This window comes from Polaromonas sp. P1_F1 (assembly GCF_056405795.1).
In genome coordinates, this window is sequence record NZ_JBFUBJ010000011.1 from 45,632 (window position 1) to 60,768 (window position 15,137).

A 15,137-nucleotide genomic window follows, 5' to 3' on the forward strand; every position below is an offset into this window, starting at 1 on the left:
CGCAGAAAAGAACCCGACAAACCATTTTTTCGAAAGAAAACTCATGAAAACGTTCAGCGCAAAACCCGCTGATGTGACGCACGAGTGGTTTGTGATTGACGCGACCGACAAGGTCCTCGGACGAGTAGCCAGCGAAGTTGCTCTCCGTTTGCGCGGCAAACACAAGGCCATTTATACGCCTCACGTCGATACCGGTGACTTCATCGTCATCATCAATGCAGCCCAGCTGCGCGTCACCGGCGCCAAGTCGACTGACAAGATCTACTATCGCCATTCCGGATATCCAGGCGGCATCACTGCCACCAATTTCCGCGACATGCAAGCCAAGCACCCCGGCCGCGCTTTGGAAAAAGCCGTCAAGGGCATGCTGCCCAAGGGCCCGCTCGGCTACGCCATGATCAAGAAACTCAAGGTGTACGGTGGTGCAGAGCACCCGCATACCGCCCAACAGCCTAAAGTGCTGGACATCTAAGGAGCCATTGATGATTGGTGAATGGAACAATGGCACCGGCCGTCGCAAATCCAGCGTCGCCCGTGTGTTTATCAAAAAAGGCACCGGCAAGATCACGATCAATGACCGTGACATCCAGGTGTTCTTCGGTCGTGAAACCTCGATCATGATCTGCCGCCAACCCCTGTTTCTGACGAACCACGTCGAGACGTTTGACATCATGGTCAACGTCCACGGCGGCGGCGAGTCCGGCCAGGCCGGCGCAGTGCGCCACGGCATCACCCGTGCGCTGATCGATTACGACGCAACGCTCAAGCCGGCCCTGAGCCAGGCTGGCTTTGTGACCCGCGATGCACGTGAAGTCGAACGTAAAAAAGTCGGTTTCCGCTCAGCTCGCCGCCGCAAGCAGTTCAGCAAGCGCTAAATCGACATTTAGCCGCTTTCGCTGTCCCCGAAAAGCCGCCTGGTTTACCCGGCGGCTTTTTTCATGGCCGAAGCATTTGTGTGGCGCCCGCAACGTCCTGTCAATGCTTTGTAAGCGTTTAGTTTTCCTGATGCAAAGCCTTACCCGGCTTTACGGCTGAATCGGGCGGTTCAGCGGATGTCTGCGTGCACAATGCAGCTCCTCGAACCGAAAACTGCAGGGTCCCCGATTTGAAATTTCGCCTGTTTCGCCGCCGGCTGACGATCAGCTCCCCGCGCATGTCGGTGCGCAGCTCGCTCCCCTGGCCCTTGCGGTGGATCGCCGGTGCCCTGATGCTGGGGTTTTCCGCAGCGGTCGCCCTCTGGGCCTTCGAGTTCGGCAAGGGGATTGCGGGCGTGGATACCGATGCCAGGGAAGAGATCAGCGTGTTGCGTCAGGAAGTGGTCACTTTGCGTGCAGACCGCGACAGGGCGCAATCGATTGCCAATACTTCAGGCAGCCTGCTCACGGCCGAAAAAGCGGTGCAGGAAAAGATGATGAGCCAGATCCGGCAGCTGGAGAGCGACAACCGCAGCCTGCGCGACGACCTGGGATTTTTTCAGAAGCTTTTGCCGGCTGGCAGCGCCGAGGTTGTCGCCATCCGCAGCCTGCAGGCCGAGGTATTGTCGGGAACCCAGCTCAAATGGCAGGTCCTGGTGATCCAGCCCGTCAAAGGTGCGCCTAATTTCAACGGGAAACTTGACCTGACGGTTCATGGCACGCAGGACGGAAAACCCTGGACGATGACTTTGCCCGGCGGACCGCAAACTTTACAGTTCAAACAGTACCTTCGTGTGGAAGGTGTCCTCGACTTGCCCCCCCAAGCCATGGTACAAACAGTTACAGCTAAAGTCATTGAGGGGACAGCGGTCAGATCTGCCCAGACCTTCAAGCTTTGAGAATTTCTCCCCGATTTCCCCTTCCACCGCCACCCCCAGCACAGGAACCTTTGTATGTTTGGAAAAAAGAAGCAGCCGCCTATCAAAAGCCTGATCGCCCAAGGCAGCTGCATTGAGGGCAACCTGAAATTCACCGACGGCCTGCGGATCGACGGTGAAGTGATCGGCGACATCCGCGCCGCCGAAGGCAGCTCCAGCATTCTGGTGATCAGCGAGTCCGCCACCGTGACCGGCCATATTCATGCCGACCATGTGATCATCAATGGCCGGGTGATGGGCCCTGTCCACGCATCCGAGCTGCTTGAATTGCAGCCCAAAGCCAAAATCGAGGGCGACGTGTCTTACAAGGCGCTTGAAATGCACCAGGGCGCCGTCATCTTCGGACAGTTGCGCGCTACAAGCCACGCGGAACTAGAAGAAAAACCCACGCTCAAACTGGCCGCCAACAACATCTGATTGGTGGGGGTGAATTGGGCGAGTAAGCGCTCACAAATAGACCGCCGGGCCTAACACGCATGGGCGTTATGGTTGATTGAATTGCTGTACTATTTGCCATAAGTGTCGCCAGAGGCTTGAAAGCCTCGAATCGCGAACCCTGATTCGCTTTATGTATTGGAGTCCCCATGAGTGCCGTTGCCGAAAATATCCAGACCGAAATGCCCGCGCCCTTTGTCTTCACCGACAGCGCCGCGTCCAAAGTGGCTGAGCTGATCGCCGAAGAAGGCAACCCGGATCTGAAGCTGCGCGTCTTTGTGCAGGGCGGGGGCTGCTCCGGTTTCCAGTACGGTTTCACCTTCGATGAAATCACCAACGAAGACGACACCACCATGACCAAAAATGGCGTGTCCCTGCTGATCGACGCCATGAGCTACCAGTATCTTGTGGGCGCCGAAATCGACTACAAGGACGACCTTGAAGGCGCGCAATTCGTCATCAAGAACCCCAACGCCACCAGCACCTGCGGCTGCGGATCCAGCTTCTCGGCCTGAGGCGGAACTCAACGCTTTCGCTTTAAAAGCCGCCTTCGGGGCGGCTTTTTGCTGTCCGGCCATCCTCTTGTCTTCTTGATTTCCCATGCGGTGAACCAAGTTCGCACTTTCGCATCTCTTATCCATGCAGGCAGAAGAAAAATCATTGCGCATGCTGCTTTGGCTGGTAGCTATCGGCTTTTTCATGCAGACGCTGGACGCCACCATCGTCAACACCACCTTGCCGGCCATGGCCCGCAGCTTTGGCGAAAGTCCTTTGCGCATGCAGTCGGTGGTGGTGGCCTATTCCCTCACCATGGCCATGCTGATCCCCGCGTCCGGCTGGATCGCCGACCGCTTTGGCACGCGGCGGGTGTATGTGGGGGCGATCTCGCTGTTCGTCATTGGCTCCATCGCCTGCGCGCTGTCCGGCAACCTGATGCAGCTGGTGGCGGCGCGGGTGGTGCAGGGGATGGGCGGGGCGCTGCTGCTGCCGGTGGGCCGGCTGGCCGTGCTGCGCGCCTTTCCGCGCGAGCGCTTTTTGCAGGCCATGAGCTTCATTGCCGTTCCGGGCCTGGTTGGCCCGCTGATCGGGCCCACGCTGGGCGGCTGGCTGGTCCAGGTGGCTTCCTGGCACTGGGTGTTCCTCATCAACATTCCGGTGGGGGTACTGGGCTGCGTGGCGACGCTTTTCTACATGGAGGACAACCCGCGGCTTCAAATGCCGCGTTTCGACCTGCCGGGCTACCTTTTGCTGGCCTTCGGCATGGTGGCCGTGTCGCTGGCGGTGGACGGGCTGTCGGGCCTGGGCCTGAAACAGGCCAGCGTGCTGGTGCTGCTGGTGTTCGGCATGGCCAGCCTTACCGCGTACTGGCTGCATGCCGCCAAACGCCCTGACCCGCTGTTTTCGCCGCGGCTGTTCTCGATTCCCACGCTCAGCATCGGACTGCTGGGCAATTTGTTCTCACGCCTGGGCAGCTCGTGCATGCCTTTCCTGGTGCCACTCCTGCTGCAGGTCAGCCTGGACTATTCGCCGTTGCAGGCGGGGATGATGATGGTGCCGGTTGCCGTGGCGAGCATGCTGGTCAAGCGCTTCACCACACCGCTGATCACTCGCTACGGCTATCGCAGGGTGCTTGTGACGAACACCGCGATGGTGGGCCTGACGATGGCGAGTTTTGCTTTCGTGACACCGGCGCAGCCGCTGTGGCTGCACATCCTCCAGCTGGCATGTTTTGGCGCGGTCAACTCGATGCAATTCACTGCGATGAACACCGTGACCCTGCGCGACCTGGACAGCAGCATGGCCAGCAGCGGCAACAGTTTGCTGTCGATGGTGCAGATGCTGGCGATGAGCATGGGCGTGGCCGCAGCGGGCGCGGTGCTGGCCGCTTTCACGGGCTTCTTTGGTGCCGGCGAGGCCGTGCAGACGCTGCACTCCTTCCAGGCGACGTTCGCCGCGATGGGGCTGATCACGCTGGCATCAGCGGGGATTTTCTGGCAGCTGTCGCCGCAGGTGAGGGTGGTGAAGAAGGCTGAAGCGACCGAGGCTTCGGGGCAGGGCTAGTTTTTTCTGCCGGCAGTCGCGTCAACTCACCAGTGCCAAAGCTGCAAAATCCCCGACCCGTTCGCCCAGCCCGGCCGTCACCAGTTCAACGCCATCCGTGAGGGCCGGCAGCTTGCCCTGTATCTGGGCCCGAAGGCGCGGCAAAAGATAGTCGTGGTGATTCAGGAACACGCTCCCTCCGAGGCTGATGCGCTGGAGATCCAGCGTGACCACAAGGTTGTAAAGGGCGCGACCCATCACCCGGCAAAGCTCGTCGACCATCACCGTTGCGCTGGCATCGCCCGCGCGCGCGGCGGCAAAGAGGTTGATCGCGCCGGCGTGGCCCGCGCCGGCAAACCGCCGCTCTATCGCATTGCCGGCCACCAAGGCTTCCAGGTCGCCGATATTGCCGCAGCCGCACAGTGCGTCATGGCTGTCGCTCACAAACATGTGGCCGGCGTGGCCCGCATTGCCGTGCTTGCCGTGCAGCACCCGGCCATCAACACACAGGCCAACACCGACGCCGGTGCTCCAGGTCACATAGGCGCAGTGCTCCAGACCCTGCAGGGCGCCCCAGCGGCGCTCGGCCTCGAGTGCGGCGATGCCGTCGTTTTCTACGCGTACGTTGGGAAAGGCCTGGCGCAGCGGTGCTTCCAGCGGCACGCTGAGCCAGTCGTTGGGCAGGCCACGCGCCTTGCCGGCCATGCCGCCGCAGATGTTGGGGGTTGTCAGCTCGATCAGGCCGTCGTGCAGCGCAAACGGTCCGCACGATGCGACGCCCACTGCCGAAACGGCTGAGGGATCGATGCCCGCCTCGGCGCAGCTGCGTGCCATCAACGCCAGAACCTGCTGGCCCAGCGCGTCGCGGCTGCCCTGTTTGACGGTGGCTTCGGTCACCCGGCCCCGCACGCCGTGCTCATCGGCCACGCTGACGGCCACCTTGGTCCCGCCTACGTCAACGCACAGCAAGGGTGCGGAGCCTTTGGGCAGCACGGGAATCTGAACGGGTGTCGGGAAGGGGGAGTTTGCGTTCAAGGCCGGGTCTCCAGAGGTGGGCCGATGGATGGATCAGTCAATGCGCATTGAGGATAGATGCTATCTGTCATCAGAAGGGGTGCGCGTAGTCTTTTGGCGTGATTTGTTTCATATGAGTTTGGCAACCAGCGTGGCGATCAGGCTTAGCAACACCGTGGTCGCCAATGGAATAAACCATTCCCGGCCAAATAGCCTGAAGCGGAAATCGCCTGGCAGCCTGCCGAAGCCCAGCTTGTGCAGCCAGGGCGTGAGGCCGCTGATGACCACCAGGATCAGGAAAATCACGATCATCCAGCGAATCATGGAGGTGCTTTCATATAGGGCATTGTGGCGCGGGGGCCCTACAGGGTGTGGCTTCTGTCGCCCTGAGAAAACCCCGATGCTTCCCATCCTGAATAAGGAGCGTCCGGAGAATCCACCGCAAAGCCGATCACCTTGAACAGTTCGCCCATTTCATGCTCGTTCACCAGCTTTTGCAACATCACCCGGTCTGGCAGGCTGGCGTTTTCCATGCCGTCCAGCAAGCCGCAATTGAGCAAAAACCGCCCCTGGCTGGTGTAGCCCAGCACCTGCAGGCCGGCTTCCTGCCCTGCCAGGGCAACACCGGTGAAGTTGACATGCGCCGTGATGTCCTTGTCGCCCACGTCCGCCAGCGCATCGGCATCGGCCAGGTGGCCACGGTGGCACATCAGCGTGCCCATGCTGCGTTGCGGATGGTAGTACTCGTGTTCGGGAAAGCCGTAGTCGAGCAGGAACACAGCGCCGGCGTTCAGCCGGTCGGCCAGTGTCCGCATGAAGCCTTCCGCCTGCGGATGGATTTCTGTGACGTAATCGTGTTCGCCTTCCACTTCAATGGGAGGCCGGAGATCGGTCGGGCTGTCGGCATGGACAAATCCTCCCTCAAGGCGGGCCACGCCGCGCTCATGCCAGGTGTTGTTGAGCCGCGCGAGCAGCTTCACCGGCATGGCATCCAGTACTTCGTTGCCCACCACCACGCCCCGCATCTGCGCCGGGAGCTCCGCTACCCAGTCCACCTTGCCGGCAAAAGCCTGCAACCGTTCCTGCTGGCGCTCGCGCAGGCTGCCCGACAAATCGACGATGCGGTACTGCGTGACAGAGTCGCCCAGCGCATCCAGCAACTGGTGCGCCAGGGCGCCCGAGCCGGCGCCGAATTCCCAGATTTCCGTGGTGCCGGTTGCCGCAAGGGCTTCTTTCACCTGCCTGGCCAGCGCCCGGCCAAAGTGGGCGGACATCTCCGGGGCCGTCGCAAAATCGCTGCCCGACTGCGGCATCAGGCCGAATTTGCGCGAGGCATTGACGTAATAACCCCAGCCGGGCGTGTAAAGCGCCATGTCCATGAAACGGTCAAACCCGATCCAGCCGCCGGCAGCGTCAATGGCCCTGGCGATGTGGTCGGCGAGGCCGGTCGGTAAAATGGGGGGATTGGTCGTCTGGGTCATGTTTGTCACCGCCTGCAATTGTCGGCGATACGTCCCTGACCTTTTTTGCCAACCCTCACCACCTATGACCCCAACCCCGCCATCATCCCGACCCGTTGTCCTCGTGACCGGCGCCGCCAGGCGGCTGGGCCGCGACATCGCGCTGGCGCTCGCGGCCGGCGGCTGGCAGGTGGCGGTGCACTACCGCAGCTCCGAGGAAGATGCTATTAAAACAGTAGCTGCTTGCGCACAACTGTCGGGCGCTGCAGCCGCTTTTCATGCGGATTTAAACGACGAAACGGCAGTGCGCGGCCTATTGCCGGCCGTGGTCGAGCGCATGGGCCAGGTCGATGCCGTGGTGAACAACGCCTCGACCTTTGAACAAGACAGCGCCGCCAGTTTCGGTTTCGCCGCCATGGACCGGCATCTGCACAGCAACACCGGCGCCGCCATCGTGCTGGCCCAGGCCCTGCATGCGCATGTGGCCTCGCGCGGTGCCAGGGGGGCCGTCGTCAACCTGCTGGACCAGAAGCTCTGGAACCAGAACCCCGACTTTTTCAGCTACACGCTTTCCAAGGCCGCGCTGGAAGCGGCCGGCACCATGCTGGCGCTGGCGCTGGCGCCGCAGGTTCGTGTGGTCGGCGTTGCGCCGGGACTGACGCTGACCAGCCACCTGCTCACCGACGAACAATTCGAGGCCCGCCACAAGCTGTCGCCGCTGGGCCGGTCGTCCACCCCGGCCGACGTGGCGGCCGCGGTGAAGTTTGCACTGGAGAACAGCTCCATCACCGGCACCACGCTGCTGGTGGATGGCGGCCAGCACCTGATGAAGTTCGAGCGCGATTTTTCGCTGATGTAAGCCATCGGCAACGGCTTACACATCACCACAACTGACCCACTACAGACTGGCACCATGTTCAATTCCCGGGGCACCCAGATCCTGAATCTCACCGGTTTGCGCTTTGACGCCAACCTGGGCATTCTGGATCACGAAAAAACCGCGCCGCAACCGATCCAGGTCGATGCCGAACTGAACCTGGGCACACAGCCGCTGCTGCCCCATGACGACGACATCCACCATGTGCTGGATTACCGCAAGGTGCGGCAGATCATCATCACCGAATGCACCTCGGAACACGTCAACTTGCTGGAAAGCCTGATCGGCAAGCTGGCGCACCGGCTGATGAAGTTGCCCGGCGTGCTGGGCGTGCGGGTGAAGATCGCCAAACTTGAAATTTTTGACGACTGCGAAGTAGCCATTCGCATCGAGACGGGACAGTGGTGAACGATATGGGAGTGAATGATATGAGTGCTGTTTGGGAAGATGCTGTCGCGGAACACGAGCAGCAGGAAAGCTCCGCGCGCGTGCAAAACAGCATGAAGATCGAGCGCGAAGACCACAAACTGGAAAAACGCCTATGCCGCGAAGTCGGCCGCGCCATCGTCGACTTCAACATGATTGAAGAGGGCGACAAGGTCATGGTGTGCGTCTCGGGCGGCAAAGACAGCTACGCCATGCTCGACATTTTGCTGAAGCTGCAAAAGCGAGCGCCCATCAATTTCGAACTGGTGGCCGTCAACCTCGACCAGAAGCAGCCCGGTTTCCCGGAGCACATCCTGCCGGACTATCTCGGCAAGCTTGGCGTACCCTTCCATATCGAAAACCAGGACACTTACAGCATCGTCAAGCGCGTGATCCCCGAAGGCAAAACACTGTGCTCGCTGTGCTCGCGCCTGCGCCGCGGCATTTTGTACCGTGTCGCGGGTGAACTCGGCTGTACAAAGGTTGCGCTGGGCCACCACCGCGACGACATGCTGCAGACGTTTTTCCTCAACATGTTTTTTGCGGCCAAGCTCAAGGGCATGCCGCCCAAGCTGGTGAGCGACGACGGCAAGAACGTCGTCATCCGCCCCATGGCCTACGTGACCGAGAAAGACCTGACGCGCTGGGCGCAGGTGCGCGAATTTCCCATCATCCCGTGCACGCTGTGTGGCAGCCAGGAAAACCTGCAGCGCAAGCAGGTCGGCAACATGCTGCGCGAATGGGAGAAAAAATTCCCCGGCCGGCTGGAAAACATGTTCGCGTCACTGCAAAACATCGTGCCTTCGCACCTGATGGACAACAAGCGCCACGATTTCAAGGGCATCAAGACAACGGGCATTGCCGACCCGGAAGGCGACAAGGCTTTTGACACTGAGGAGTTCTGGGAGCCGGTGCCTCCGGGATTGTCCGTGATCGGTGTTCATTCCGGTTGACTGGTTTTTTCAGCGTTCTTCGTTTTTCAACAACTCATTGCTTTGGAGGTCTCATGAAACGTGCGTTCGCGATTTTCTTCATGGCTGCCATGGCTTTTGTCATGGCGGGTTGTTCCACCGTGCGCCTGGTCGACAGTGATGTCACTGCCTTCTACAACTGGAACGGCGCGCCGCCGGCGCCGGGCACACCTTACCGCTTTGAGCGCCTGCCCTCCCAGCAGGCCCCGGGTTCGCCGCAGGAGGCCCTCGAGGGCATGGCGCGCAGCGCCCTGGCCAAGGTGGGAATGGAGCTCAATCCGCCCGCCGCACGCTACAGCGTGCAGATTGTGGCCAACACCCAGATCATCGACCGCGGCCCCTATGGCTACAGTCCCTACGGCGGTTTTGGGTTTGGAAGCGGTGTGTTCATGGGCGGCGGTAGCCGCGGCGTCGGGGTCGGCCTGTCGTTCCCAATCGGCGGCGGAATCTCGGAGCCGACCTATTTCAAGCGCGAGCTGAGCATCGTGATGCGCGACCTTCGCACCAACCAGGTCGCCTATGAAACACGGGCCCTGCACGACGGCGTCTGGTCGGACACCCCGGCGGTGCTGCCCGCCATGCTGGACTCGGCACTGCGCGGCTTCCCGCAGCCGCCGCCGGGGACACGCCGCATCAATGTGGAGATCCCAAGGTAGATGTGGCCCCCACGCTTGTCGCTTCGCGTACTACGCTACCCCCCGGGGGGGCCGCTGCGCCTGCGGCCCGGCAAAGCCGGTTCCGCGGCCCTGGCTGGCTTAGCACCGCTTCTCGCTTCTATTACCCCCTTCGTGTTGGTGTGTCATGACTGAAGTGACGCGCGTTATTGCCATACGGCATGGGGAGACCACCTGGAATGTGGATACCCGCATCCAGGGCCATCTGGACATTCCCCTCAATGACATTGGACGCCGGCAGGCTGAGCGCATGGCGCTCGCGCTGGCCGAGGAACCCATCACCGCCATCTACGCCAGCGATCTGACACGCGCCTGGGAAACCGCGGAGTACCTGGGCCGTGCACTGGGCATCGAGGTGACGCGTGAGGAAGGCCTGCGGGAGCGCGGCTTCGGCGACTTTGAAGGGAAAACCTTTTCGGAGATCGAGGCGCTGCTGCCCGAGCAGTCGATGCGATGGCGCAAGCGGGACCCGGAATTTGCGCCCGCTGGCGGTGAATCATTGCTCGATTTGCGTAGTCGTGTGGTCACTACCGCCGAGCGCCTGGCAGCCGCCCACCCGGGCGAGCTGATCGCCATGGTCGGCCACGGCGGGGTGATGGACGTGCTGTACCGCGCCGCCACGCGGCTGGACATCCAGGCCCCACGCACCTGGGCGCTGGGCAACACGGCCATCAACCGCTTGCTCTGGACGCCCCAGGGTTTTTCACTGGTAGGCTGGGCCGACACCCAGCACCTGGACGGCATTGCGCTGGATGACGGATTTGCCGGCGGCGAGGCCGGTTCCGGTGTCGGCGCACAATAGGCACAGATAAACTTCTACGTATCCATGAGCACCCTGCCATCCCATCTGGCCGAACTGATCGGCAAACCGGTCAACGACATCGATACCCCCGCCCTGGTCATCGACCTGGATGCGATGAAGCGCAACCTCGCGCGCATGGCCGAATTTGCCAAGAAGCACAACGTTCGCTGGCGTCCCCATGCCAAGCTGCACAAAAGTGTCGCGCTGGCCAAGGCGCAGATGCGGGCCGGCGCCATTGGCGTGTGCGTGCAAAAAACGTCCGAAGCCGAAATCTTGGTGGCCGGCGGTGTGTACAACGTCTACATCAGCAATGAAGTGATCGCCCCGGGCAAGCTGGCCCGTGTGGCGGCGCTCACGCAAAAAGTCGCGGCCCAGGGTGGGCACCTTGCCATTGCGGTGGACAGCACCGAAGGCGTAATCCGCCTGGCGCAGGCCATGACGGAGGCCCGCATCAACAACAAGAGCGCGGGCGCCACTGTGATCGACGTGTTTGTGGAAATTGACGTTGGCCAGGGCCGCTGCGGTGTCGAGCCCGGCGCGGCCGCCGTCACGCTGGTGCTGGAAATCCGCAAACACCCCGCGCTGCGTTTTGCCGGCTTGCAGGCCTACCACGGCAAGGCCCAGCACATGCGAAGCGCCCAGGAAAGGCGCGACGCCATCGCCAGGGCGGTGGAGGCCGTGCTCCTGACGCGCAAACTGATAGAAGCCCAGGGCATCACGGTAGACCTGGTCACGGGGGCCGGCACCGGCAGCCTGATGCTGGAAGCCGCCAGCGGCGTCTATGGCGAACTGCAGGCCGGCTCCTTCATGTTCATGGACGCCGACTACGCCCAAAACGAACGGGACCCGTCGCAGCCGCAGTTCGAACACGCGCTGTTCGTCAAAACCCAGGTGATCAGCACGCACGGCAGCCATGCGGTGTGCGACGCCGGCCACAAAAGCCACGCCATTGATTCCGGCCTGCCGCTGGTGCATGCCTTTGACAGTGAAAGCGAGCTGGCCTATTTCAATGGCGGCGACGAGCACGGCATTTTGCGGCCCGCGGGCGACAGCAAGCGCCTGCCCGGCCTGGGCAGCATGCTGTGGCTGATTCCCGGCCACTGCGACCCCACCGTGAATTTGCACGACGCCATGATTGGCGTGGCCGGTGGTCTGCGCCACGGCACAGTGCAGCGCATTTACCAGGTTGATGCGCGTGGCGCGCTGACCTGACCTGCCGGCATGGCGTCTGAGAAGCGCGCCTAGAAGTTCACGCCGTAGACTGCATACATCGGCGAGGGCGCGCCATTGATGCGCCCGCCCCGGTACTCCGCTTCGCGTGCCGACTGCAGTACGGCCCCATTGAGTTCGGCATGCGTGGACGACAGCACCCGCGCATCGAGCAGCTTGCCCTCGGCGTCCAGCAGTGTGATCACGACGACGCGGCCATGCACTCCCTGCGCGCGGTAAGCTTGCAAGGCGTCGAGCGCGCCGGGCTTGCGCACGCGCGCGATGGAAATTTTTTGCCCCATACCGTCGCCGTCCTGCATCTGCGGCGCCTGCGGATGATCAGCGTAGAGTTTTCCCATCTGCCGGAACAGCTCGGGGAATTCCGGCAGGCTGGACGTGGAAGCGAGAGGCACGGCTGGATTGGGCGTGCGCGGTCCCGGTGCAGGGACCGCGCAGCCCCCGACCGCCATTGCCCAACAAAGCATCAGGCCCGGCGAAATCAGGGAACGGCGAGACATGGCTATTTTTCTCAGGGGTTGGATTTGGATTTGGGCTTGGCGGCGCTCACACGCTCGGAAATCCGCGAATCAATGGCCTTGAGCTCCGCGCTGATCACCAGCACGCGGGCCTGACCGGCTGCGGCGGTGACATCGCCCTGCACGGCACGTGCAGTGGCCAGCTGGATTTGCATCAGTTCCACCATCAGGTTGTTGGCGCGCTTGACATCGCGCATGCCGGCGCCGACTTTGTCATTGGCAGGAATGTCCAGCGGGGCCAGGGCGCGCTGGACGGCCTGGTAACCCGGCAGGTGCCGTGCTTCTATCGCCTGGACAAATTCAGGCTCCGGCATCTTGCCTTCGCGAAAAGCTTTGACGTCGGCCTGAAAGGCTTTCTCCGCGGCTTGCATCGCGGGCAAAATGCGCGTCAGCCCGGCCTGAAATTCAAACAGCTGCCGATGGTGCACGGCAGGCGTCGGCGTTGTGGCCACCAGAGCGGCCACTGCGGTGGCCGACAGCAACGAACCGATAGCCGCCGTTGAAAGCCGCCGCGCCGGTGTGGCAACGGCGGCGATTTTTTCGGTCAGCACCCAGGCCAGCACACATCCTGCCATGAGGCCCCCCACGTGGGCGGCGTTATCGATACCCTGCTTGCTGAAACCCTGAACGAGCGCATACGCCAGAAACACGCCCTGACTGGTCATCACGTTCTTGCTGGTAACGCCGGGTATTTGCCCGCGATGCTGGCGCACCGCCACCAGCAGCGCCCCCAGGACACCAAACACCGCACCGGAAGCACCGACGGAAACGGATTGCTGGGCAGAAAAATGCAGGCTGAGCGCACTGCCGGTGAGCGCACTGGCCAGGTAGATCAACAGGAACTGAAAGTTGCCGTGAAGCCGGTTGAGTTGGACCCCGCCCTGCCACAAGCCCAGCATGTTCAACGCGAGGTGCAGAAAGCCGCCGTGCAGAAAGGTGGCTGTCAACAGACGCCAATACTGGCGGTCTTCCACCACGGACGCCGCCGAATTGGCGCCCCAGGCCAAAAGCTCCGACGGCAAGGGTTTGAACGCGCTGATTCCGGCACCGAGATTCGCCAGCCAGACAGCGACGTTCACGCCGACCACCAGGTAAAGCGCCCAAGTCACAGGCGTGAGCTCCTTCAGGCGGGCGTCGAAATTTTCCACGGCCTTGAGTTCAGCGGTCCGCTGCTCCATCGCCTGCATAAAGCCCCGCCCGCCGTAGGTAGCAAAGGCCTGCATCGCGGCCATGATCGCGTCGGGGTGGTCTTTGGTCCGTACGCTGTTCAAGAGAATGCAAAGCCGCTTTTTACGGCTGCCCCACCACCATTTGTCTTTCACATGAGGTGCGAGCGACACGTTGATCGACGTGTGGCCCTGCGCAGACTGCGACTCGATATCTGACACCTCAGCCCACGCGATGGTCCTGTTTTTCAGTACGGCGGCGCTGATGCCTTCGGGGCCCACCCGCAAGGCCGGACGTCCGCCGACAAGCTGCCGCCCAAAAAGCCAGACGAACCACAGCAGGCCGCCCAGGCTGGCCAGTCGCCATCCGGGAAAACCGGAAAACGGGACAAACACAAGCATCAAGGCCGGAATGACGGCCAGGAATGAAAAGAGGATCGTCAGGGTTCCCGTGGTGCTGCGCCACGATGAGGGAAACTCACGCACATATTCAGGCGCATCAGGTGCGCCTGCCAGCAAGGCCGACGGAACAGTATCCGGAAATTCCATGCTCCCCTCCTGCCCTTGCCACCTGGCGGGCCGGTTCATTGTTTATTTGCCGGCGCCAAAGAAGTCTTGCCCTTGCTGCGGCGGCGCCACGCCCAGGTGGCGGTAGGCCGCCAGCGTGGCGATGCGCCCGCGCGGCGTGCGCTGCAAATAGCCTTGCTGGATCAAATAGGGCTCGATCACGTCTTCAATCGTGTCGCGCTCTTCACCAATGCTGGCCGCGATGTTGTCCAGGCCGACCGGGCCGCCATCAAAGCGGTGGATCACGGCTTCGAGTAACTTGCGGTCCATCACGTCAAAGCCCTGCGGGTCTACGTCGAGCATGGCAAGCGCCTTGTTGGCGATGTCCAGCGAGATGTGGCCGGTGCCCTTCACGTCGGCATAGTCGCGCACGCGGCGCAGCAGGCGGTTGGCAATGCGCGGCGTACCGCGTGAACGGCGGGCAATTTCAAAACCGCCTTCTTCGTCCATGGGCGCATTGAGCAACTTGGCGCTGCGCCGCACGATGCGTGCGAGTTCGTCGGGTGTATAAAACTCCAGCCTCGCGACGATGCCGAAGCGGTCGCGCAGCGGGTTGGTCAGCATGCCGGCGCGCGTGGTGGCACCCACCAGCGTGAAGGGCTGCAGGTCGAGCTTGATGCTGCGCGCCGCCGGGCCTTCGCCGATCATGATGTCGATCTGGTAGTCCTCGAGCGCGGGGTAGAGGATTTCTTCTACCACCGGGCTCAGGCGGTGAATTTCGTCAATGAAGAGGACGTCGTTCTTTTCAAGGTTGGTCAGCAGCGCCGCCAGGTCCTTGGGTTTTTCCAGCACCGGTCCGGAGGTCTGCCGCAGGTTCACGCCCAGCTCATGCGCAATGATGTGCGACAGCGTGGTCTTGCCCAGGCCGGGCGGGCCGAACAGCAGCACGTGGTCCAGCGCCTCGCTGCGCTTTTTGGCCGCACCAATGAAGATTTCAAGCTGGTCGCGCACCTTGGTCTGGCCGACGTACTCGTCAAACAGTTTGGGGCGCAACGCGCGCTCGATCGCCTCCTCGCCGGGTGAGGCCGGCGCGGCCGACATCACGCGCTTGGCGGGCGGGAAGTCGCCGGGAGCGAAATCGTCGGTTTGTATGCTCATACTGGGTTAC

At 62.1% G+C, this 15,137-nt stretch carries 18 protein-coding genes; 12 read left to right on the top strand and 6 right to left on the bottom strand.

Features of this window, described 5'->3' with window-relative positions:
* Positions 1 to 43 precede the first annotated feature (43 nt).
* From rplM to mdtD, 6 genes are all read left to right on the top strand, one after another.
* Positions 44 to 472 carry a 50S ribosomal protein L13 gene (gene rplM / locus AC1DZE_RS21870; RefSeq protein WP_007867557.1) on the top strand — a complete coding sequence of 143 codons (429 nt, stop codon included), beginning with the start codon at positions 44 to 46 and terminating at the stop codon, positions 470 to 472.
* Positions 473 to 482: 10 nt separating this feature from the next.
* Entirely contained in the window at positions 483 to 875 is a 393-nt protein-coding gene (rpsI, locus tag AC1DZE_RS21875; RefSeq protein WP_007867568.1) for a 30S ribosomal protein S9, read from the top strand.
* A 230-nt stretch (positions 876 to 1,105) separates the two neighbouring features.
* Entirely contained in the window at positions 1,106 to 1,813 is a 708-nt protein-coding gene (locus AC1DZE_RS21880; RefSeq protein WP_477666786.1) for a DUF6776 family protein, read from the top strand.
* A gap of 54 nt (positions 1,814 to 1,867) precedes the next feature.
* Complete coding sequence (locus tag AC1DZE_RS21885) at positions 1,868 to 2,269, top strand: bactofilin family protein (protein WP_457282898.1); 402 nt, start codon at positions 1,868 to 1,870, stop codon at positions 2,267 to 2,269.
* Positions 2,270 to 2,436: 167 nt separating this feature from the next.
* A complete protein-coding gene (gene erpA, locus AC1DZE_RS21890; RefSeq protein ID WP_122955163.1) occupies positions 2,437 to 2,802 on the top strand; it encodes an iron-sulfur cluster insertion protein ErpA in 366 nt (121 codons plus the stop codon).
* A gap of 124 nt (positions 2,803 to 2,926) precedes the next feature.
* Positions 2,927 to 4,348 (top strand): multidrug transporter subunit MdtD, encoded by a 1,422-nt coding sequence (mdtD, locus tag AC1DZE_RS21895; RefSeq protein WP_477670050.1) that lies wholly within the window; start codon positions 2,927 to 2,929, stop codon positions 4,346 to 4,348.
* Positions 4,349 to 4,369: 21 nt separating this feature from the next.
* Here the strand turns inward: mdtD and AC1DZE_RS21900 are convergent, their stop codons facing one another.
* The 3 genes from AC1DZE_RS21900 to AC1DZE_RS21910 form a co-directional block, all read right to left on the bottom strand.
* Entirely contained in the window at positions 4,370 to 5,326 is a 957-nt protein-coding gene (locus AC1DZE_RS21900; protein ID WP_477700560.1) for an ROK family protein, read from the bottom strand.
* 144 nt (positions 5,327 to 5,470) lie between these two features.
* The gene (locus AC1DZE_RS21905; RefSeq protein WP_477670049.1) at positions 5,471 to 5,665 is read right to left on the bottom strand and encodes a DUF2905 domain-containing protein; all 195 of its coding nucleotides are present in this window, start codon (positions 5,663 to 5,665) and stop codon (positions 5,471 to 5,473) included.
* Between the two features lie 38 nt (positions 5,666 to 5,703).
* Positions 5,704 to 6,822 (bottom strand): class I SAM-dependent methyltransferase, encoded by a 1,119-nt coding sequence (locus AC1DZE_RS21910; RefSeq protein WP_477700544.1) that lies wholly within the window; start codon positions 6,820 to 6,822, stop codon positions 5,704 to 5,706.
* A 64-nt stretch (positions 6,823 to 6,886) separates the two neighbouring features.
* Here AC1DZE_RS21910 and AC1DZE_RS21915 point away from each other — a divergent pair, with 64 nt between their 5' ends.
* The 6 genes from AC1DZE_RS21915 (at position 6,887) to AC1DZE_RS21940 (ending at position 11,763) form a co-directional block, all read left to right on the top strand.
* Positions 6,887 to 7,660, top strand: coding sequence for an SDR family oxidoreductase (locus AC1DZE_RS21915; RefSeq protein ID WP_457282902.1), 774 nt, complete (start codon positions 6,887 to 6,889; stop codon positions 7,658 to 7,660).
* A gap of 54 nt (positions 7,661 to 7,714) precedes the next feature.
* Positions 7,715 to 8,086, top strand: a complete 372-nt coding sequence (locus tag AC1DZE_RS21920; protein WP_431094939.1) for a dihydroneopterin aldolase — start codon at positions 7,715 to 7,717, stop codon at positions 8,084 to 8,086.
* 20 nt (positions 8,087 to 8,106) lie between these two features.
* Positions 8,107 to 9,057, top strand: a complete 951-nt coding sequence (gene ttcA, locus AC1DZE_RS21925; RefSeq protein ID WP_477673619.1) for a tRNA 2-thiocytidine(32) synthetase TtcA — start codon at positions 8,107 to 8,109, stop codon at positions 9,055 to 9,057.
* 53 nt (positions 9,058 to 9,110) lie between these two features.
* Positions 9,111 to 9,731 (top strand): DUF4136 domain-containing protein, encoded by a 621-nt coding sequence (locus tag AC1DZE_RS21930; RefSeq protein WP_477670046.1) that lies wholly within the window; start codon positions 9,111 to 9,113, stop codon positions 9,729 to 9,731.
* A 145-nt stretch (positions 9,732 to 9,876) separates the two neighbouring features.
* A complete protein-coding gene (locus AC1DZE_RS21935; RefSeq protein WP_477670045.1) occupies positions 9,877 to 10,551 on the top strand; it encodes a histidine phosphatase family protein in 675 nt (224 codons plus the stop codon).
* A gap of 24 nt (positions 10,552 to 10,575) precedes the next feature.
* Entirely contained in the window at positions 10,576 to 11,763 is a 1,188-nt protein-coding gene (locus tag AC1DZE_RS21940) for a DSD1 family PLP-dependent enzyme (RefSeq protein WP_477670044.1), read from the top strand.
* Between the two features lie 29 nt (positions 11,764 to 11,792).
* On the opposite strand, the gene AC1DZE_RS21945 is transcribed toward AC1DZE_RS21940, so the two are convergent.
* The 3 genes from AC1DZE_RS21945 to ruvB all read right to left on the bottom strand — a co-directional run bounded on the left by AC1DZE_RS21945 (position 11,793) and on the right by ruvB (position 15,127).
* Complete coding sequence (locus AC1DZE_RS21945) at positions 11,793 to 12,173, bottom strand: energy transducer TonB family protein (RefSeq protein ID WP_477670043.1); 381 nt, start codon at positions 12,171 to 12,173, stop codon at positions 11,793 to 11,795.
* Positions 12,174 to 12,289: 116 nt separating this feature from the next.
* Positions 12,290 to 14,011, bottom strand: coding sequence for a rhomboid family intramembrane serine protease (locus AC1DZE_RS21950; RefSeq protein ID WP_477700545.1), 1,722 nt, complete (start codon positions 14,009 to 14,011; stop codon positions 12,290 to 12,292).
* Between the two features lie 42 nt (positions 14,012 to 14,053).
* Positions 14,054 to 15,127 carry a Holliday junction branch migration DNA helicase RuvB gene (gene ruvB, locus AC1DZE_RS21955; protein WP_477670041.1) on the bottom strand — a complete coding sequence of 358 codons (1,074 nt, stop codon included), beginning with the start codon at positions 15,125 to 15,127 and terminating at the stop codon, positions 14,054 to 14,056.
* Between the last annotated feature and the right edge of the window lie 10 nt (positions 15,128 to 15,137).